Here is a 17,657-nt window from a genome sequence, read left to right on the forward strand (position 1 = left end):
GTCGGGTACTGCAGAGTTGGATGAGGGGAGGTTACTCCCGGGTCGCAAGCGAGGCAAGAGAAATCCACGTGGGCCTGGGGGCGTCCCATGCCCGCTAGCGGCCTGCGGGGATGTCCTTCACGGACCACGGGTGGCGCGGCAGTCCTCCGGCAGGGCGGGGGCTCGTGGCCCAGCGCATTTGGATGGCCTCCGCTCCGGTCGAGGAGAGCGACACCGAATGGGCGTTAGGAGGGTCGTTCCGCGATTTCCTTGAGCTTGGCCAGTGCCTTCGGCCAGGAGTCGTTGAACATCCCGGAGAACTCCTCGTCACTGTCGAGCTCCACTTTCAGGGTTGTTGCCCCGCCGGCCTCGCTGAAGGAGTAGTCCTCGTGGCCGCCGATGAACCGCCTCGCGAGGTCGCTCGTGGTGTCGTCCACGCCGCCGGCCACCTGGCCGACGTACTCGAGGGACACGAACTCGTACGGGCGATTCTCGACGACCTTGGCGATCATCCCGCCAAGAGAACCATCGTCGTCGGGCCCGAGGAAACGGATGGTGCTGCCTTTTTCCCAGCTGCCTTCGTAGTGGGATCCTTCGTGGAACCCGCCGGTCCACTCCCGGTACGTTGTGTCGTCAAGCATGGCGCTCCAGACGGTGTGCACGGGCGCGTCTATTTGGACTGAATAGTGAAGCTTTTCCATGCGCGATTGTAGCGCCGCCCTGGGACCGCCAACTAGGGCCCCGCGGCAATCCCGGGTTACCGATGAACCGTTCCGGCCGGGAATCGGACGGCGAGAGCACGGAACGCGAGGTCTCGGACGACACGCGGTGGCTAGCGATGGCGGCAGGCGGCGGAGATGCCTTCGGCTGTCCCGCCCGCCCCTTCCGATGCCGCAATGCACAGGCGAGGACAACAAATGTTTGAACTGCGACCAACGATACGAGTTCCTGGGAATTGAGGGGTGCCGACGACCTCCAAAAAGCGTCTTCCGTGTGGCCATAATGAGTGCGAGAGCGAGAACGGAGGAAGTAGCATGCGTGGAAGCAACCTCATCTGGACCATCGTGGGCGTGTTGGTGGCCGTGGCCCTGGTCATCTGGATCGCATCGGCGATCTAGGACCCGAGGCCCTCAGAGCCCGGCGTCCGTGACCGGGCTCTTTCGCCCCGCGCTGTCCGCAGGACGCGCGAAGCCAGCCGTCGTCTAGGCGCGCCGGACGGGAACGCCGCGCTGCGTGGCCGCTGCGCCCAAGATGGCCGCCCGGGCCATCACATCGAGCTATCCCGACTAGCCATTGTCGTGGATGCATTCCTCCCAGATACTGGCCGCGTGGGAGCCTCGTGGGTTTTCGGTGCGGTGGCGTCCAGCGCGCTCGTGCTGGGTGCCTTGATCGGTGTGCGGTTCCAGCTGCCGAAGCGTCTCCTTGCGATGCTGTTGGCCTTCGCCGCCGGCGCCCTGATTACCGCACTCACGTTCGAGCTGTTTGAGGACGCCTATGAGAAGGGCGGCATGTGGCGCGCGGCGCTGGGGCTGTTGGCGGGAGCGGTCGTGTTCACCATCCTCAGCGCGCTGCTGGACCGTTGGGCGCAGCCGGGTGCCCCCAACGGGCGTGCCGGCGCACGAGTTCCGGGGCAGCGCCAAACTGGACACGGACGCCGCGGCGGCGGAAAAGGCACCGAACAAGGCCTCGACGCGCGGGGCCGCGGGCCTTGCCCTGCTCGCGGCGGTGACGCTGGACGGGGTTCCGGAAAACGTGGCGCTCGGCGTCGCCCTCACCGAGGGAACGGGCGGGCTGGCGCTGCTGGCTGCCATCTTCGTGTCCAACCTTCCCGAGTCCCTGGTTGGCGCGGCGTCGATGCGCAGCCAGGGCCAAGCGGCCGGCCGGATCATCGGGCTGTGGTTGGCGTGTGCGGCGTTGCTCATCGTCGCCGTCGTGCTGGGCGCCGGGCCGCTGGCCGGCTCCGACCCGGAGACCATTTCCCTGCCATTGGCCTTCGCGGCCGGCGCGGTGATCGCCTCGCTCGCCGATACGCTGATGCCCGAAGCCTACGAACACGGCGGTCCCGCTGTGGCACTGAGCACGACGGCCGGGTTCGTGCTGAGCTTCGCGCTGTCGCTTGCCTGAGCCAGCTCATTGGAATCGGCACATACGGCCACAGCGAGCAGCTGTTTCGGGGATGCCGGGCACACCGTTGACGCGCTCCTGCATGGTTGGGGGTGCAGGTCCTGGCCGGAGCGCCCGCTCGTGGTGGCCCGCCCGTTCCCCGCCGCAGAACGCACATAAGCCGGCACATGACCTTGGCCGGTGCCCGACCCCAGTCGATGGTCGGAGTTGCCGCTGGCGGAGCCGGCGGCAACCAGGGCGGTCGGTCGCTCTCGCGGCGTCAGTACGTTCGGGAATCGACCATCTCCAGGATGTGTGTTTTGGGTTCGCCAACCTTGGGCGGGGCGTTTTCGGGCGAGGGCCATACCTTTGCCCGGAGGATGTCGAGGAACTCGCTGGCCTCCGCAGCCGAGTCGACATCGAGGTCCAGCAGGACCTCGTGATCGTTGTCGATGGGACGAAAGATCCGGTAGCTGCGCGCCCCCAAGCGGGCCCGTCCGCCGGCATCCTTCTCGAAGGCGCTCCTCCACAGGTCATAGTCACGAACCGCAACTTCAATTCGCAGGGTCGTCATGATCGTCATCCTCTCTTTGGCATAGCCCCTGATTGTCATTGTCCGCACCTTCACTCGAGGCGCGCGTCCGACCTCGCCGGTCGCCGGGGCCCCGTATTTTCAGGCATAGCGTCCCTGCCAGCAGGCTAGGCCGCCTCTTAGCGCGTCATCTAGACCTGCCTCCGGCTGATGGGGCAGGGAAGGGGAACGGGCTCCTCGGTCGAGGGTGGTGAGACGCCGCCGCGTGGGCAGATTTTCCCGGGAGGGGCTAGATCGCGGTCTTGGGTGCTTGGCCCTCGTCGCCGAACTTCCGGACGGCCTCGCGTTCGCGGCGACGGTCCAGCCAGTTCATGACCGGTGCGGTGGTTGTCCCATGCAGCACGATGGATCCCGCGACCACCAGGCCCACGATGGCCCACAGCTGCTTTGTCTGGGCGCCGAACTCGCCCTCGCCCAAGGCGTACGCGAGGTAGTAGAGCGAGCCGATCCCGCGGATGCCGAAGAACGCGATCGCGGTCCGCTCACGGGGACCGGTCGTGCCCCCGGCCAGTGCGGTCCAGCCGGCGAGGGGACGGACAATCAGCAGGAAGGCCAAGGCAACCACGATCTCGGGCCAGCCGATGCCGGCGAGGAGTCCGCGTGCGATCGCACCGCCGAAGAGCACCAGTATGACGACGGTCATCAGGCGCTCCAGCTGCTCGACGTAGCTGTGCAGCACCCGGTGGTAGCCGTGCGTGTGCTCGGCCGCACGGATCGTCACCGCGCAGACGAAGACGGCGACGAAGCCGTAGCCCTCGATCATTTGCGTCGCGCCGTAGGCGAGGAAAGTGGCGGCCAGGGCCACGAACCCCTCGGAGTGTTCGGCCAACCGGATGCTCTCGAGCCGGGAGGAGAAGAACACTGCGGACAGGAGCTTGCCCGTGCCCAGGCCCATGAGCACGCCGGCACCGATCCTCCATAGGATGTCGATGGCGAACCATTCCGGGAACCAGCCGCCGGGGGCGGCGCCGACCATGCTGAGCGCGATCGCCAGGTAGACGAACGGGAACGCGAGCCCGTCGTTCAGCCCGGCCTCGGACGTCAGGCCGAAGCGGACCTCGTCCTCCCGGTCGGCGCTCTCCTCCTCGTCCGCGGGTTCGCCGACCTGCACCTCGGAGGCCAGCACGGGATCCGTCGGTGCCAGGGCGGCGGCGACGAGCAGGGCCGCGGCGAGCCCGAGCCCGAGCACCCACACATTGAGCAGTGTCAGCCCGACAATGGAGAGTGGCATGGCCACCCCGAGCATCCGCCAGGTCGTGGCCCACCGGCGCCACCCGACGGGGCGGTCCAGAGCCAGGCCGGCGCCCATGAGCGAGATGATCACGCAGACCTCGGTGAGGTGCGTCGTGAACACCTGATGGGCGACGGGGTCGGGATCCGGCAGGTCCCCGAGCAGGCCGAACACCAACGCCCCGGCGCCCAGGAACACCATCGGCATGGACACCGGAGCCCTGCTCAGGAGCCGGGGCAGGACCGCCGCGGCGAAGACCGCCGCGCCCGCGGCCACAAACACGATGCTGGGCGGTTCCAACACGGCCGGTCCTTCCCGGGAGCCCGAAGTATTTCCGCAGCAGGCGCTGTTGCGCTGAACTGTTCCGCAGCTTCACGGGATTCGCAATGCCCGCGCCCGGCCGTCGGGCGGCTCAACGCATCCCAGCGGTGGATTCGGCGTATTCGGGAACGCGTCTTGTGCGGACCGGGCCTGTCGCCTCCAAGTAGGCCGGGAACGCTGCTCGGCCCGAGGAAAGGACCGCGGAGCGCGCTGGCACCCGCCGCGGCGCGGGCGCACATTTTGGAGGAGCCGGCGTGGACACTGGAGAACCGCTGATCGAGAGCGCCTGGCCGGTGAAGGTATTCGGACACACCCGGGCATTGACGGGCTGGACTCTCGGCGCGCGAGGGCGAGGGGCATGGCTTCCCGGGACCCGACGGAGCCGGGACGTCCGCAACCCCAAGAATTTTCCTGGGACGGTACCGGGCGGCGGCGGAATCGGTGTGCGTTCTGGGGGCTTGGTCCCTGGCGGGACGTTGTCGAGTCCGCCGCCAAAAAATTGCCCGGTTCGCAAAGGATTCGCCGCAATGCCGTGGAAGGGTGGGCCATTGGAGGCGGGAGATGGGGCGTGTTCTTGGGGGCATCGCGGCGCGCGTTGCGTCAGCCGGGGGTTCCGCCTCCCGGGTCGGGGGGGCGGAGCGCGGCGCAATGCCGTCGACAACGGATGGACGCGGAAGAGGCCGGTGGGCCTCGGTGAGTTCCCGTGCGGCCTCTTTCAGAAGCTCGCCCTGCAGGTGATCCAGGGACAGTGTCCCGCGGAGGTGCGCCGCGACGTCGTCGCGGCCGGCGGTCCCGCCCAGACCGAGGTACGCGAACCACAGGTCGGCGTAGCCCAAGCCGGAAGAGCGCAGCATCCGAGTCAGCACCCTGCGCTGTTGGTTCTCTTGTATGTCCACCGTGCCACCCCCCAACGGCCCACCGCGATAGCGCGTGTGCGCCAGTGGTTTCGTGCCGGAGGACGAAGGGAAGCGATCGCGTCTGGTGAAGCGCCCGCGGGAGAATTCGCCGAAAGGGACGAAGAATCGCCGCAAGGTGTGAGTGACCGCGGAGGAACAGGCGCAGCTGGTGATGAGGGCGGAGCGCGAGGGCGTGACGGTTCCGCGGCCTTGGTCAGCGCGGCCATGTCGGCGTAGGTGGAGACGTCGACCGAGCGGCGCGCGGTGGTCGCTGAGCACGCTCCGGGACCGCAACAGACCGTTCGGCCACCAACCAAGCGGAAGGACAAGACTATGAGCGGCACCCGAGCACGCTCCACCGAGCGCAACCACGTCCAAACGGCGGCCCTGGCCGTCGGCGTGGTGTTCCTCCTCGTCTCGCTCCTCGGGTCCGTTCCCGGCGCCACGTCGAACGACGGCCGGCTCTCCTTCGCCGGCCACCATTCCGAGGCCATGCTCGTGGGCGTTTTTCAAGTGTCCGTCCTGCACGACGTCGTGCACCTGCTCTTCGGCGTGGCCTGCATAGCAATGGCCAAGACCCGAGACGGCGCGCGAGGAGCTACCTGCTTTGGGGCGGCGTCGTGTACCTCGCCCTGTGGATCTACGGCCTCGTGATCGAACGCGACAGCGAAGCGAACTGCATGCCCGTGAACAACGCGGACAACTGGTTGCACCTGATCCTGGGGATCGGCGTGGTTTCACTTGCCCTCCTGCTGAGCCGGGACACCCACAGGACTGGCCGAGCGGCCACGCGCCGATAGGGGCTCGTCCGCCCGAGACCCCGGACGGCGGCCCGCGTTGGAGAGATGCCGCGGACGCGGTCCCGGCCTCCACCACCCTTTTACATGCCGATCGTTCGTGGTAGGCAGGCTATATGACGACCACCGCTGCAAAGGCCGTGACGGCCATGATCCTCGGCACCATGGCGGCTGCGCTGCTGACGGGGTGCAACAACACCGGCTCCGACGCCGCCGACGACGGCGCGCAGGGCGGCCCCACCGCCGCACCCCCATCGGAGGTAGCATCGAGCTCCGCCAGCATGTCCGCCTCGCCGAGTCCGAGCGCCGGCGACGAGGATGCCGCGTTCGCTGCCATCGACACCGTCGAGGCCGCCGGAGGCGACGTCGTGGGCATCGACCGGGAGGACGACGGTGCGGGCGGCTACCAGGTCGATGTGCTCGACGGCAACGAGTTGTTCGAGGTCGAGGTGGACGCCTCCGGCATGAACCCGGGGCAGCGCGCCAAGGGAACCGCAGACGCCGCCGAACTGGACCGGCTCAAGGGGATCGCCATCCCGCTGGCCACCGCGCTTGAGACCGCACGTGCCGAGGTATCCGGGAAGGACATCGACGAAGCCGAGATCGACGACGAGAACGGCGTCGTGGTGTGGAAGATCGAACTCGATGCCGACAACCAAGCGGGCACCGAGGTGGTTGTCGACGCCGCAAACGGCGCGGTCTTGAAGTAGACGCACGACGCGGCCCGCCTCGTCGGGTGAGAGATCGAGCCGGCGAATGGGGCGGTCGGCCCTCCAAAACCGTCGCTCCGGGTTTGCTGTCGCTTCACCCACGGTTCCGCACCGGGTACCCTCGGCACATGCGTATCGCCGTCGTGGGTGCCACAGGAAACGTGGGCACGGCCCTGCTGCGCCGGTTGCGGGCCGCGGCCGCCGAACGTCCCGAAGGGGTGGACGTCGTGGGCATCGCCAGACGCCTCCCTGGGCAGGGGGCCCCGTACGACGGCGTCGCCTGGCGCGCGGTGGATGTGGCCGATCCCGCGGACCACGAGGCGCTTGTCGAGGCCCTGACCGGATGCGATGCCGTTGTGCACCTGGCTTGGCTGCTGCAACCGAACCGCGACGAAGCCCGCCTGCGGCGAACAAACGTCGACGGCACGGCCAACGTGCTGGATGCCGCCGCGCGGGCCGGCGTCCCCCACGTGGTTTGCGCGTCCAGCGTCGGCGCCTACAGCCACGGGCCGAAGGAACGGCGGGTGTCCGAGGACTGGCCCGCCCGCGGCATCGCCACCTCCCACTACAGCCGCTTCAAGGGCGAGCAGGAGGCGGTGCTGGATGCGTTCTCCGCCAGCCAACCGGACATCCGCGTTGCCCGGCTGCGCCCGGGTTTGATCTTCCAGCGGGCGGCGGGAAGCGAGATTGCCCGCTATTTCCTTGGCCCGGTCGTTCCCAAGTTCTTCCTGCACCGGCTGCGGCTTCCGCTGCTGCCGTTCGCGCCGGAATTCGTGTTCCAGGCCGTCCACGCGGACGACATCGCCGATGCCTACTGGCGGGTGCTGGACCGCGGCGCCGTTGGCGCATTCAATGTGGCGTCCGAGCCGGTGCTCGGACCGGATGCCGTGGCCGCGCTTTTCGGCGCCCGGCGCTGGCTGCCGTTGCCGTCCCGGGCCTTCAGGACGTTGGTCGGCGCCGCCTGGTCGGTCGGCTTGGTGGCCACCGACCCCGGGTGGGTGGACATGGCGGCAGGATCACCGGTCATGGACACGTCACGTGCCCGCACGGAACTCGGTTGGACGCCGCGGCACAGCTCACTCGCCGCGCTCCGGGAGTTGCTGGACGGCCTCGGCGCCGGCGCGGGGCTGGGGGCCTCGCCGCCCCTGGTTCCCCGACGCCTTCCCAGGCGCCCCGGTCAGGGCGAGGGCTTCCCGCCGTTGACGTTGAGGGTCTCGCCGACCACGTAGCTCGACTCGGCGGAGGCAAGGAACACGTAGGCGGGAGCCAGCTCCACGGGTTGCCCCGCCCGGCCCAGCGGGGTGTCCTGCCCGAACTCCGGGAGGGCATCCTTCGGCTGCCCGTCGGACACCTGCAGCGGCGTCCAAATGGGGCCAGGCGCAACGGCATTGACGCGGATCCCGCGCGGGGCCAACTGTTGGGCCAGGCCCTTGGTGAAGTTGTTGATGGCGGCCTTCGTGGACGCGTAGTCCAAGAGGTTCGGCGACGGGTCGTAGGCCTGGATCGACGTCGTATTGATGATCGACGCGCCCTCCGGCATGTGCTTGAGCGCCGCGCGGGTGACGGTGAACATGGACATGATGTTGACGGTGAAGGTCTGCAGCACCTGCTCCTCGTCGAGGTCCTCGAGCTTGTCGACGCTCAGCTGCTTCCCCGCGTTGTTCACCAGGATGTCGATCCCGCCGAGCGCCTGAGCGGCGTCGTCGGCCAGGGACGCGCGGTAGTCGCCGTCCATCAGGTCCCCCGGGAAGCCGATCCCGATGCGCCCCTCGGCCTCGATGACGGAAATGATCGCGCGGGCGTCCTGCTCCTCGGCCGGCAGGTACGCGATGGCGACGTCTGCGCCCTCGCGCGCGAAGGCGATGGCCACGGCCGCCCCGATGCCCGAGTCCCCGCCCGTGACGAGCGCCTTGCGGCCCTTGAGCCGGCCGGTCCCGACGTAGGACTTCTCGCCGTGGTCGGCGCGGGGCTCAAGCTTGGCGTCCAGCCCGGGTTCGGGCTGGTCCTGCTTCGGCGGCGAAATCTTGGGGTGGCGGTCCACCGGATTGTCCAGCGTCAGTTGGCCGGCTTCGGTCTCCTGGGTGTTCGGTTGGCTCATGTCGTCCATGGAGGATCCCCTCGTTGGTCGTGCCGTACAGCGGACCCATCCGACGCTAGGGGAAATGCGGCCACCGATCAACGGCTGGCCACGCCGTCGGCCGCCCTTGGCATAGTCCGGCGGAGCCCGTTGTCCGATGGAGCCACCCACGCCTTTGTGCCCGTTGCCGGGCATGGTAAAGAGGTGGCGGTCAGGACAACGATCAGTGCCGAGGAGTGGGGTTCGATGGGACAGCGGCTGGTGGCGGACGTAATGGTTGAACGGCTCGGGGCGTGGGGCGTCAAGCGGATCTTCGGATACAGCGGCGACGGGATCAACACGTTCCTGGGCGCCCTGCGACGAGCGGAAAACGGTCCGGAGTTCGTCCAGGCCCGCCACGAGGAGAGCGCCGCGTTCATGGCGGTGGCGCACGCGAAGTACGGAGGCGGGGTGGGTGTGGTGGTCGCCACCCAGGGCCCCGGCGCGGTCCATCTCCTCAACGGCCTGTACGACGCGAAGCTGGACGGCGTCCCGGTGGTGGCGATCGTGGGCCAGCAGGACCTCTCCGTCCTCGGCTCGCAGTACCAACAGGAAATCGACCTCCCGGCCGTGGTCAAGGACGTGGCGGCGCAGTTCTCCCAGCAGGTCGCCGCCCCCGAGCAGGTGCCCATGGTGTTGGACCGCGCCTTCCGAACGGCGCTGGCCACCTCGTCGCCCTGCGTCGTCGTGGTTCCGCACGACGTGCAGCAGATGCCCGCCCCCGAGCTGGAGCAGGAGCACGGCACCGTCGTCACCGCTCCCCTCTTCGAACGCCCCCGGATAGTGCCTCGGCAGCCCCAGTTGGACGCGGCCGCCGACCTACTCAACTCCGGTGAGCGGGTCGCGCTGCTGGTGGGCCAGGGCGCCCGGAACGCCGAACGAGAAGTCGTGGCCATCGCGGAGCGCCTCGGTGCGGGCATCGCGATCAGCCTGTTGGGAAAGCCGTACGTGGACGAGGCACTCCCGAATGTCGCGGGGGTGATGGGCCACCTCGGCACATCCGCGAGCGCGTGGCTGATGGAGCACTGCGACACCCTCCTGGTCATCGGCTCCAACGACCCGTGGACAGAGTTCTACCCACCCCCGGGAGCCGCCCGGGCCGTGCAGATCGACATCGACGGGCGGAAGATCGGGAACCGCTACCCGATGGAGGTGGGTCTGGTGGGGGACGCGGCGGAAACCATCGCGGCCCTGCTGGAAAGGCTTGAACCGCGCACCGATGGCACGTGGCCCTCCCGGGTGGCCAAGGTGGTCCAGGACTGGGACCGGTTGTCCGCCGAGCGCGCCGCGACGCCGGCGGATCCGGTGAACCCCGAACTCGTCGCACGAGAGCTCGGCGGCCGGCTTCCGGCGGACGCTCAGGTGGCGATAGACGTGGGCAGCTGCGTCTACTGGTACGCGCGTCAGTTACGCTTGCCGCCCGGCGTCCCGGCCCACCTCAGCAGCACGCTCGCCAGCATGGGCTGCGGTGTGCCCTACGGGCTGGCGGCGAAACTACTGGCCCCGGAACGTCCAGTGGTCGTGCTCGCCGGGGACGGCGGGATGCAGATGAGCGGGATCGCGGAACTCGTCACCGTGTCCCGGATGTGGCGCAGGTGGTCTGATCCCCGGTTTGTGGTGTGTGTCCTGAACAACCGCGACCTCGCGGAGGTGACGTGGGAGCAGCGCGAGACCGAGGGCGACCCCCGATACGCGAACAGCCAAGACCTGCCGGCGTTCCCGTTCGCCGGCTACGCGGACCTGCTCGGGTTGCGGGGGATCACCGTTAAGGATCCCGCATTGCTCGGCCCGGCCTGGGAGGATGCGCTGTCCGCGGACCGTCCCGTCGTGATCGACGTGCACACCGACCCTTCCATCCCGCTGCTGCCGCCATTCCCCCACGGGGCCGAGAAGCTGGAATCGATGCGCGCCGGGCTGACGCAGGAAGGCGAGACGGGGCGCAGGGCCCTTCAACTCCTGGAAACCTACGCCGCTCAAGAGGACAGGCTCTTTGGGTAGGTGTTGCGGACCCGGGCGGCAGGTGGGCCCGCGCAGGACCTCACGCCGCGGGCCTACATCCATTCCGACGTGCCGGTTCCCGGCAAGCCTTGGATCCTTCTTCGGCCTTGGACGTATTGGAGGCCCCCCGCCCGATCCAGGACGGGGGGCCTTCGCGTCCGGTCCCAAGTTCCCGTGTCCACGACGTCGGGGACGGGACCGGCGACGGACTACCGGCGGGTGGTGCCGTCCGAGTCCGCCGTCGGGGGCGAGACGTTGTCCGCACCCGGACCGGCAACCGTGATGCCGGCGTCCGGGTCGACTTCCTCCACCAGCACGGGCTCCGGAACGACTACGGGAGTTGCCGGGGGAACCGAAGCCGTCGTGGCCACCGGCTCGGCCTCGGTCTTCTTGTCTCCCGCCGCTGCGGCCACACCGGCGGCCGCAGCCGCGGCCAAACCGATCCCGGCGGCAACCGCGGCCCCGGAGACGCCGGCCTTGCCACTGTCGCCACGGGATGCGGCGGCGGCCTCGGTGCCGGGGGTGCCGGCGGCGCCCCCGCTGATGGTGCCGCGCCATGCGCCCGAGGCGTAGCCCTCGGACTCGATGAGCTCCTTTTTGAAGCGCGCCAGATCGCCTTCGGCCTGCTTCTCCACGACATTGAGCTTGTCGCCGATCTTTTCCACGATGCCCTCGGGCTCGTAGTCCAGCGACAGGCTAACGGACGTCTGGCCGCCGCCCACGTCCTCGAACGTCACCGCACCGGCGTTGGTGGCACCCCCGGTTGCGGCCCACGCAACCTTTTGGTCCGGGACCTGCTCCAGGATTTTCGCCTCCCACTGCCGGCGCACCCCGCCGATTTCCGCGACCCACTCCAGACGGTCGTCGCCGAGCTGCGTCACCTGCTTGACTCCGCCCATGAACTGCGGGAAGTCCTCAAATTGGGTCCACTGGTTATAGGCCGTGCTGACCGGCACGTTCACCATGATCTGCTTTTCGATCCTTGTGCTCACAGCGTCTCCTTCATCTAGAAGAGGAAGTGACGGAGCTCAACCACCCGTCAGCGGCCTACGGTACCGCGCACGTGTGCCCGTGGCCAGAGGATGTACAGACGTGCCGGATCCCCGCGAGTAGCTTGACGGGCGGAGCGGGAAGGAGGTGCTCCTCGCTGTTTGCGTTCGGCTGGGGGGGCTTCCGTGCCGCAGGCTCGGCGGCCCTTGCGGTCGAAAGTCAGACGTTCCTGACGCCGATCAGCGGCCCGTCAAGGCATCGTCGGTAGAGTGTCCAGCGGACGCGTCCGCTGCCGGGTCCGCGCCCGCCGACCGCGTGCCCGCGGCCTTCCGTTCTGCCGCGCCGCGGACGCGCCGCGGACCCGGCACGGGCACCCTGACCGCGAGCCGCAGCAGTTCGGCCTCGTAGGCACCAGCCATGCATTCGATCGAGAACCGCTTCGAAGCCCGGACGACGCCGGCACGGGGCAACCGCCGCGCCGTAGAGACTGCCGCGGCCAGCGCCTCGGCGTCTGACCGGACGGCAACAACCCCTGCGCCAGGCGCGATGATCTCCGCCATGGCCCCGGCCGGAAGCGCCGCCACCGGAGTGCCGCAAGCGAGGGCTTCGACGACGTTCAGGCCGAACGGCTCTTCCCATAGCGGCGAGGCCACAAACACTTCGGCGCCTGCCAGCAGTCTGCGAAGGTGCTGGTGGTCGAGGTGTCCCGCGTAGCGGATCGAGGCGTCCAGTTCCGGTTCGATCATGACCGAGAAGTACTCGCGATCATGAACCGGGCCGGCCAGGGTCAGCTCCACTCCGGCTCCGCGCGCAGCCGCGATGGCCACGTGCGTTCCCTTCTCCGGGGTGATGCGGCCGGTCCATACCGCCTGGCCGGACCGCACGCCGACGGAAGGACCCCACCATCCCCCAGGGATGCCATTGTGGACCACGCCGAGGGAGGGCACGTGCTCCCGCCACCCGCGGGCATTGGACTCAGACACGCTGACGTAGGCGTGGAGCGGATCGGGTGCCCACGCGTCGTGGGAAAAGACGGACACGATGCGCGGCAGGGGCGGTGTGTGGAACACATTGAGCACGGGAATTCCGCGCAGTTCCACATGCGGGACCGGACTGAGCGAGTTGTTCAGGACGACGTCGAATCCCTCGCTGGCCAAACGGGTAGCCGTGCGCATCGCGCCGTCCAGGACACCGTGCTGATGGTCCCTCGCGACGCTCTCCGGGTAGCCGTCCACATTGAAGCGCCCGTCAAGGACGCTCACGTGCCGGCACGCCGCCCGCGTGCCGCCTTTGGCGAACAGGACAACCTCGTGTCCACGGTCCGCGAGGGCCTCCACGACGTGCGCCGTGTGGGATTCGAGTCCTCCAGCGAACGGGGAGGCGATGGGGTGGTGCAAGTGTGCCAGCACCGCGATCCGCAGCCCGTTGGTTCCTGGTCGGGACTGGGGCGTTCGCGTCATTCCTGCATCATGGCAGAGAAGTGCCGCCATCCGAGGGATAGGACGGCCGAATGTGGCACCGCCGAACGGATCGCTGCGTGGGCCATGGCCTCCGTGCCAGCGACCCGCGGCCCCGTTGTCGCTAGTCATCAACGGCATTCCGTGCATTGCGCGATGGCCAAGGGCGTGCCTATGATCTCTGGCGTCACAGGAGTTTCACCCAGTTTTCAACCGCGCGACCGGCACCTCAACCAGTCGCGAAAAGGAGGACGACGCATGACTCTTGAATCCAAGATCCACGGTATCCGCGCGGCCTAATAGCCGCACATGGATGCACGTCCGGGCTCACATCACGTCCCGAACCGGGGCTGCCGCATGCGGCCACTGCCTTGGTTTCGATCAAGCGGCGAACACGGTTCGCCGACCGCGTGACAACCACCGATGCATTGGAGGCAACACCATGAGTACAGAGAATCTCCCGCAGGACCCTTCCCGCTCCTCGGCAATACCCAGCGGCAACGATCCCCTCAAGTCGGCGGCTCTTGTCCCCGAGGACCCGTTCACCGAACCGCCAGCCGGCCCCGCGACCACGTCGGACACCCCGGCCGGCCAGCACGTTCCCGGCACCGTCCCGGTCTCCGGCAGCTCTGGAGCCACCGACGCCCAAGACACCAAGACCGCCGCCAAGGAAGAGGCGCGCCAGCTTGGTCACGAGGGCGCCGAGACCGCCAAGCAGGTCGGTCACACCGCCAAGCAAGAGGCGGGCAAGGTGGCCCATGAGGCGAAGGCGCAGGTGCGCGGCCTCGTTGACGAGCTCGGTTCGGACCTGAGATCCCAGGCCGGCGCCCAACAGCAAAAGGTCGCGCAGGGTCTGCGGTCCATGAGCGACGAACTGCGCAGCATGGCGAAGAACTCCGAGGGCTCAGGAACGGCAACGTCCCTCGTCGATCAGGCGGCAGGCAAGGCGGGCGACGTCGCCGATTGGTTGGACGGCCGCGATCCGGGATCGTTGCTGGAGGAGGTCAAGGGGTTCGCGAGGCGGCGGCCCGGCGTTTTCCTCGCCGTGGCGGCGGGAGCAGGCTTGCTGGCCGGACGGCTGGCACGGGGCATGACGGGCCAGGATTCGGCCACGGGCAACACGTCGACGGGCTACACCGGCGGCACGGCCGGCGTTCGCCCGCCCGCCCAGCCCGTCCGACCGCCAACCGAGACATACCCCTTGGCCGAGACCTATCCGGCCTCGGACACGGGGTTCGAGTCCCCCACGGAGACCGGCGCCCGCAGCATCCCCTCGGACGTTGGCGGACCGGAAAGGTTCCCGGCGGACACCGATCGGGGGTACCCGCGGCCATGAGCGACTACCAACAGGGTCCGCCGATCTCCGGCGTACCGCCGACGACACCGGGCGAGCGGGCCGAGACCAGCTCCCTGGGCGAGCTGTTCGGCGAGCTCACGCGCGACCTGTCCACCTTGATGCGTCAGGAAGTCGACCTCGCGAAGGCCGAGCTGAAGGAATCCGCGTCCTCGGCCGGAAAGGGCGCCGGCATGCTCGGCGGCGCCGGCGTCGCGGGTCACTTTGTGCTGCTGTTCCTCTCGCTGGCCCTGATGTGGGCGCTCGGATCGGTCATGCACCTGGGCTGGTCCGCGCTCATCGTCGCGGTCCTCTGGGCCATCGTCGCGGCCGTTCTGGCGTCTGTCGGCAAAAAGAAGTTGAAGGAAGTAAAGGGCCTCCCGCAGACGGCGGCCACGGTCAAGGAAATTCCCCCAACCATGAAACCAGGTGAGACCACGCCATGAGCCAAACACCCGATGAGATTCGTGCCGACATCGAACGCACGCGCCAGGAGGTCGGCTACGACGTCGACGCGCTGTCGGACAAGGTCAGCCCGTCCTCGATCGCGCACCGCCAGACCGACAAGGTGCGCAACGCCGTCCACAAGGTGCGCTCCAACGTGATGGGCACCGCCGACGACGTGCGTGGGACCGCTTCGGGCAAGGCCCACAACGCCGGCGGCGCCGTGCAGGACCTGGGCCAGAACGTGGGGCACGCCGTCCAGGACGCCCCGCACCAGGCCATCGCGCAGACCAAAGGCAACCCCCTGGCCGCCGGACTGATCGCCTTCGGCGCCGGCATGTTGGCGGCGTCGTTGATCCCGGCGAGCCAGAAGGAGCGGGAGGCGGCCACCGCGCTGAAGGACAAGGCGCAACCGCTGACCGACGAGCTGACCAGCGCGGCCAAGGAGGTCGTGGAGGACCTGAAGGAGCCGGCGCGCGAGGCCGCCGAGTCCGTCAAGGCCACCGCCACCGAATCCGCCCAGACGGTTAAGGACGAGGCCCAGACGGGCGCGCAGGACGTCGGCGACCGTGCCAGGGAAGCCAAGACCAACGTGGCCGACGCGGGAGGTCCCGCGGCCCCCGGGGAATCCCGCGCCCTGTAGCAACCGCACCAAGAACCGCCCCACGCGAGTTGTGGGGCGGTTTCTGGCATCCGGGAGGCTATTCGCTCTCCGTCGAGGACCGCGCGTGCGGGGTGCCCACCGGTTTGGACTCGGAGGATCCACGTTGCCGCAGGTAAATGGACAGCACCACCATGCTCCCCACCGCGAGGAGCTCGGACTGCCAGTTCTGGAGCGTCCGGTTCCAGAAATCCGCCGAGACGGCATAGCGCAGCCAGTCGACCGGCGGTTGTCCGTGCTGGGCCTGCTCGTCGTTGAACACAACCACTCCCGCAACGGACTGCGCCCACCAGGAGAGCACGAAGACCGATCCCATCACCAGCAACAGGGAGTTGGAGAAGACGAACCGGCGCCATCCGGACGCCTTCGCCCACTTCGGCGAATCCGCCAGCGCGTGCTCGCCCACGAGTTGGTCCTCGTCGCTGCCCAAACCCTCGTCCCCCGGCTTCTTCGATTCGGGGGACCCACGCTGCACCAGCCAGATGGTCGCCAGGATGAACAGCGAGAATTGCAGGTACTCGGACTGCCAGTTCTCCGCGACGTCCACAACAAAAGCCGACGACGTCACGAACGCCGTGTAGGAAACCTCCGGCTGGCCGTGCGCGCCCTGCTCCTCGTTGTACACCGCGAAGCCGGCGACCGACTGGCCGGCAAGCGCCAGCAGGAACAGGAGGCCGAACACGAGGCTCAGCGCGTGGTTGCGGACCTTGCCCACCACGTTCACCGCCCCGCCAGGCCGATGGCCAGCATGTAGACGAGACCGGCGGCGATCGCGCCGATCCAGAAACCGAAGACGACTCTCATACGCCAAACTATGCCCCCGAAGGGGGCCGGTGGCCAAGCATCAGCTCGTCCCCCCGTCCCCGTCCACCGTCCGCCGGGAAGCTCAGGGGTCGCCGCGCATCCAGTCACCCAGCGTGGTGCTTTCGAGCTGCTCCTGCCGGTATTGGGAAGCAAGCTTGTCGAGCGTCTGCCGACCCAGATCCGGATCCATGGATCCGATGGCGTCCATCGCGTAGGCGACGGCGAAGTCGTTGGCGAAGGCGTCCGCCCCGGTCCGGGCAAGGCAGTCCTCGCCCGAGACCCCGCACAGGACGAGGCGTTGGACTCCCAGCACGCGCAGGCGCTGGGCGAGGTCGGTGCCGTGGAAAGCGCTGTCGCGGATCTTCACCACCGTCGTTGCCCCGGCCGTGTCAAGGTCATCCAGCAGCGCGGCCTGCCGGGTGCCGGCGAACGCGAACCCCTGGTCGTCCTCGAGCATGCTGAGCGTCCACGTGGACCGGTCGCGGGAATGCTCCGTCACCACCGTGAAGACCGGGACCCCCGCGGAGCGGGCCAGGACGACGAGACGGTTGCACGCCCCGACGACCTCCCTCCGCTGCCCCTGAAGGGCGGAATCCTCAAAGTACGCGTTCTGCATGTCGACCACCAACAGCGCCGCACCCACGACCCCTCCTTCTCCTGAACCTCATGACTCCGCCTCGGCGTCCCGCTGTGTCGCGGGTCACCTGAAGCGTAAAATATGCCCATACAGACCAAGGCTACGGGGGGACAAGCCGCCAGAGTCCACCTAAGGAGTGAAAGGATGCGCACCACCAGGGCACGCGGCCAACACGCCAATCACCGAGCCACGGAAGCCCCTCCGGCGAGGGGGGCCCAGGACCCCTGGTGCCCGAGCTGCCGCACCGGCGACCACCTGGTCTTCGAGTCCGCCGTTCCCCGCATCGACGCGGTCGGCCTCCGGGACACCACCTGGGACGTGGAGTACTGGTGCGCCCGGTGCGACGGATACTTCGGGCACGAAACGGTCCACCTTCCGGAGGAGGCCGCGGGGATTGCCGCCGGCATGGTTTACGTCCACTGCGGCCAACCGATGTCGCCTGCCGCCATTGAACCCCGCACCATCGGAACGGACGGCGACGCCACCGGGCCATCGCTGCCCGCGGTGGCCCTGGACGCCCAATTGTGGCGGTGCCGGTGCGGCTTCGCCCTTGCCGTGCCGGACCTCGACGAGGCCTGACGATCCGGG

At 68.6% G+C, this 17,657-nt stretch carries 18 protein-coding genes; 10 read left to right on the plus strand and 8 right to left on the minus strand.

Features of this window, described 5'->3' with window-relative positions:
* Nucleotides 1–224: 224 nt before the first annotated feature.
* Nucleotides 225–620, minus strand: a complete 396-nt coding sequence (locus AC3ZJJ_RS16300; protein ID WP_489892864.1) for a hypothetical protein — start codon at nucleotides 618–620, stop codon at nucleotides 225–227.
* A gap of 952 nt (nucleotides 621–1,572) precedes the next feature.
* On the opposite strand from AC3ZJJ_RS16300, the gene AC3ZJJ_RS16305 reads away from it, so the two are divergent.
* Complete coding sequence (locus tag AC3ZJJ_RS16305; RefSeq protein WP_489892865.1) at nucleotides 1,573–2,103, plus strand: ZIP family metal transporter; 531 nt, start codon at nucleotides 1,573–1,575, stop codon at nucleotides 2,101–2,103.
* Between the two features lie 259 nt (nucleotides 2,104–2,362).
* Here AC3ZJJ_RS16305 and AC3ZJJ_RS16310 read toward each other — a convergent pair whose 3' ends face one another.
* Both AC3ZJJ_RS16310 and AC3ZJJ_RS16315 read right to left on the minus strand, forming a co-directional pair.
* The gene (locus tag AC3ZJJ_RS16310; RefSeq protein ID WP_489892866.1) at nucleotides 2,363–2,656 is read right to left on the minus strand and encodes a hypothetical protein; all 294 of its coding nucleotides are present in this window, start codon (nucleotides 2,654–2,656) and stop codon (nucleotides 2,363–2,365) included.
* A 247-nt stretch (nucleotides 2,657–2,903) separates the two neighbouring features.
* Nucleotides 2,904–4,208: a cation:proton antiporter gene (locus AC3ZJJ_RS16315; protein WP_489892867.1), complete on the minus strand. Its 1,305-nt coding sequence runs from the start codon at nucleotides 4,206–4,208 to the stop codon at nucleotides 2,904–2,906.
* 1,247 nt (nucleotides 4,209–5,455) lie between these two features.
* On the opposite strand from AC3ZJJ_RS16315, the gene AC3ZJJ_RS16320 reads away from it, so the two are divergent.
* The 4 genes from AC3ZJJ_RS16320 to AC3ZJJ_RS16335 all read left to right on the plus strand — a co-directional run bounded on the left by AC3ZJJ_RS16320 (nucleotide 5,456) and on the right by AC3ZJJ_RS16335 (nucleotide 7,858).
* The gene (locus AC3ZJJ_RS16320; RefSeq protein ID WP_489892868.1) at nucleotides 5,456–5,776 is read left to right on the plus strand and encodes a DUF4383 domain-containing protein; all 321 of its coding nucleotides are present in this window, start codon (nucleotides 5,456–5,458) and stop codon (nucleotides 5,774–5,776) included.
* Nucleotides 5,743–5,922 carry a DUF4383 domain-containing protein gene (locus AC3ZJJ_RS16325; protein WP_489892869.1) on the plus strand — a complete coding sequence of 60 codons (180 nt, stop codon included), beginning with the start codon at nucleotides 5,743–5,745 and terminating at the stop codon, nucleotides 5,920–5,922. The genes AC3ZJJ_RS16320 and AC3ZJJ_RS16325 overlap by 34 nt, the downstream gene beginning before the upstream one ends.
* A 113-nt stretch (nucleotides 5,923–6,035) precedes the next feature.
* Nucleotides 6,036–6,629 (plus strand): PepSY domain-containing protein, encoded by a 594-nt coding sequence (locus AC3ZJJ_RS16330; protein ID WP_489892870.1) that lies wholly within the window; start codon nucleotides 6,036–6,038, stop codon nucleotides 6,627–6,629.
* Between the two features lie 128 nt (nucleotides 6,630–6,757).
* A complete protein-coding gene (locus AC3ZJJ_RS16335) occupies nucleotides 6,758–7,858 on the plus strand; it encodes an NAD-dependent epimerase/dehydratase family protein (protein WP_489892871.1) in 1,101 nt (366 codons plus the stop codon).
* Here AC3ZJJ_RS16335 and AC3ZJJ_RS16340 read toward each other — a convergent pair.
* Nucleotides 7,807–8,727: an SDR family oxidoreductase gene (locus AC3ZJJ_RS16340; RefSeq protein ID WP_489892872.1), complete on the minus strand. Its 921-nt coding sequence runs from the start codon at nucleotides 8,725–8,727 to the stop codon at nucleotides 7,807–7,809. The genes AC3ZJJ_RS16335 and AC3ZJJ_RS16340 overlap by 52 nt on opposite strands.
* A gap of 225 nt (nucleotides 8,728–8,952) precedes the next feature.
* On the opposite strand from AC3ZJJ_RS16340, the gene AC3ZJJ_RS16345 reads away from it, so the two are divergent.
* Complete coding sequence (locus tag AC3ZJJ_RS16345) at nucleotides 8,953–10,743, plus strand: thiamine pyrophosphate-requiring protein (protein WP_489895877.1); 1,791 nt, start codon at nucleotides 8,953–8,955, stop codon at nucleotides 10,741–10,743.
* 209 nt (nucleotides 10,744–10,952) lie between these two features.
* Here AC3ZJJ_RS16345 and AC3ZJJ_RS16350 read toward each other — a convergent pair whose 3' ends face one another.
* Nucleotides 10,953–11,735, minus strand: a complete 783-nt coding sequence (locus tag AC3ZJJ_RS16350; protein WP_489892873.1) for an SRPBCC family protein — start codon at nucleotides 11,733–11,735, stop codon at nucleotides 10,953–10,955.
* A gap of 237 nt (nucleotides 11,736–11,972) precedes the next feature.
* Nucleotides 11,973–13,193: a glycosyltransferase gene (locus AC3ZJJ_RS16355; RefSeq protein ID WP_489892874.1), complete on the minus strand. Its 1,221-nt coding sequence runs from the start codon at nucleotides 13,191–13,193 to the stop codon at nucleotides 11,973–11,975.
* A 439-nt stretch (nucleotides 13,194–13,632) separates the two neighbouring features.
* Between AC3ZJJ_RS16355 and AC3ZJJ_RS16360 the strand changes: the two genes are divergently transcribed.
* From AC3ZJJ_RS16360 to AC3ZJJ_RS16370, 3 genes are read left to right on the plus strand one after another with little or no spacing between them, the layout of a single operon-like run.
* Nucleotides 13,633–14,526, plus strand: a complete 894-nt coding sequence (locus AC3ZJJ_RS16360; protein WP_489892875.1) for a hypothetical protein — start codon at nucleotides 13,633–13,635, stop codon at nucleotides 14,524–14,526.
* Nucleotides 14,523–14,969: a phage holin family protein gene (locus AC3ZJJ_RS16365; protein WP_489892876.1), complete on the plus strand. Its 447-nt coding sequence runs from the start codon at nucleotides 14,523–14,525 to the stop codon at nucleotides 14,967–14,969. Before AC3ZJJ_RS16360 ends, AC3ZJJ_RS16365 begins: the two co-directional genes overlap by 4 nt.
* Nucleotides 14,966–15,610, plus strand: a complete 645-nt coding sequence (locus AC3ZJJ_RS16370) for a DUF3618 domain-containing protein (RefSeq protein WP_489892877.1) — start codon at nucleotides 14,966–14,968, stop codon at nucleotides 15,608–15,610. Before AC3ZJJ_RS16365 ends, AC3ZJJ_RS16370 begins: the two co-directional genes overlap by 4 nt.
* A gap of 58 nt (nucleotides 15,611–15,668) precedes the next feature.
* Here the strand turns inward: AC3ZJJ_RS16370 and AC3ZJJ_RS16375 are convergent, their stop codons facing one another.
* Entirely contained in the window at nucleotides 15,669–16,343 is a 675-nt protein-coding gene (locus tag AC3ZJJ_RS16375) for a DUF6766 family protein (protein WP_489895879.1), read from the minus strand.
* A 171-nt stretch (nucleotides 16,344–16,514) separates the two neighbouring features.
* A complete protein-coding gene (locus tag AC3ZJJ_RS16380; protein WP_489892878.1) occupies nucleotides 16,515–17,075 on the minus strand; it encodes a cysteine hydrolase family protein in 561 nt (186 codons plus the stop codon).
* A gap of 138 nt (nucleotides 17,076–17,213) precedes the next feature.
* Here AC3ZJJ_RS16380 and AC3ZJJ_RS16385 point away from each other — a divergent pair, with 138 nt between their 5' ends.
* The gene (locus AC3ZJJ_RS16385; RefSeq protein WP_489892879.1) at nucleotides 17,214–17,648 is read left to right on the plus strand and encodes a hypothetical protein; all 435 of its coding nucleotides are present in this window, start codon (nucleotides 17,214–17,216) and stop codon (nucleotides 17,646–17,648) included.
* The last annotated feature ends 9 nt before the right edge of the window (nucleotides 17,649–17,657 follow it).

It is taken from the genome of Arthrobacter sp. AOP29-A2-19, from assembly GCF_058138025.1.

Bases quoted from the DNA above. Each gene is read 5' to 3' on its own strand.
- AC3ZJJ_RS16300 (WP_489892864.1), bottom strand. From the start codon at position 620: ATGCTTGACGACACAACGTACCGGGAGTGGACCGGCGGGTTCCACGAA.
- AC3ZJJ_RS16310 (WP_489892866.1), bottom strand. From the start codon at position 2,656: ATGACGACCCTGCGAATTGAAGTTGCGGTTCGTGACTATGACCTGTGG.
- AC3ZJJ_RS16320 (WP_489892868.1), top strand. From the start codon at position 5,456: ATGAGCGGCACCCGAGCACGCTCCACCGAGCGCAACCACGTCCAAACG.
- AC3ZJJ_RS16330 (WP_489892870.1), top strand. From the start codon at position 6,036: ATGACGACCACCGCTGCAAAGGCCGTGACGGCCATGATCCTCGGCACC.
- AC3ZJJ_RS16335 (WP_489892871.1), top strand. From the start codon at position 6,758: ATGCGTATCGCCGTCGTGGGTGCCACAGGAAACGTGGGCACGGCCCTG.
- AC3ZJJ_RS16340 (WP_489892872.1), bottom strand. From the start codon at position 8,727: ATGAGCCAACCGAACACCCAGGAGACCGAAGCCGGCCAACTGACGCTG.
- AC3ZJJ_RS16345 (WP_489895877.1), top strand. From the start codon at position 8,953: ATGGGACAGCGGCTGGTGGCGGACGTAATGGTTGAACGGCTCGGGGCG.
- AC3ZJJ_RS16355 (WP_489892874.1), bottom strand. From the start codon at position 13,193: ATGACGCGAACGCCCCAGTCCCGACCAGGAACCAACGGGCTGCGGATC.
- AC3ZJJ_RS16360 (WP_489892875.1), top strand. From the start codon at position 13,633: ATGAGTACAGAGAATCTCCCGCAGGACCCTTCCCGCTCCTCGGCAATA.
- AC3ZJJ_RS16365 (WP_489892876.1), top strand. From the start codon at position 14,523: ATGAGCGACTACCAACAGGGTCCGCCGATCTCCGGCGTACCGCCGACG.
- AC3ZJJ_RS16370 (WP_489892877.1), top strand. From the start codon at position 14,966: ATGAGCCAAACACCCGATGAGATTCGTGCCGACATCGAACGCACGCGC.
- AC3ZJJ_RS16385 (WP_489892879.1), top strand. From the start codon at position 17,214: ATGCGCACCACCAGGGCACGCGGCCAACACGCCAATCACCGAGCCACG.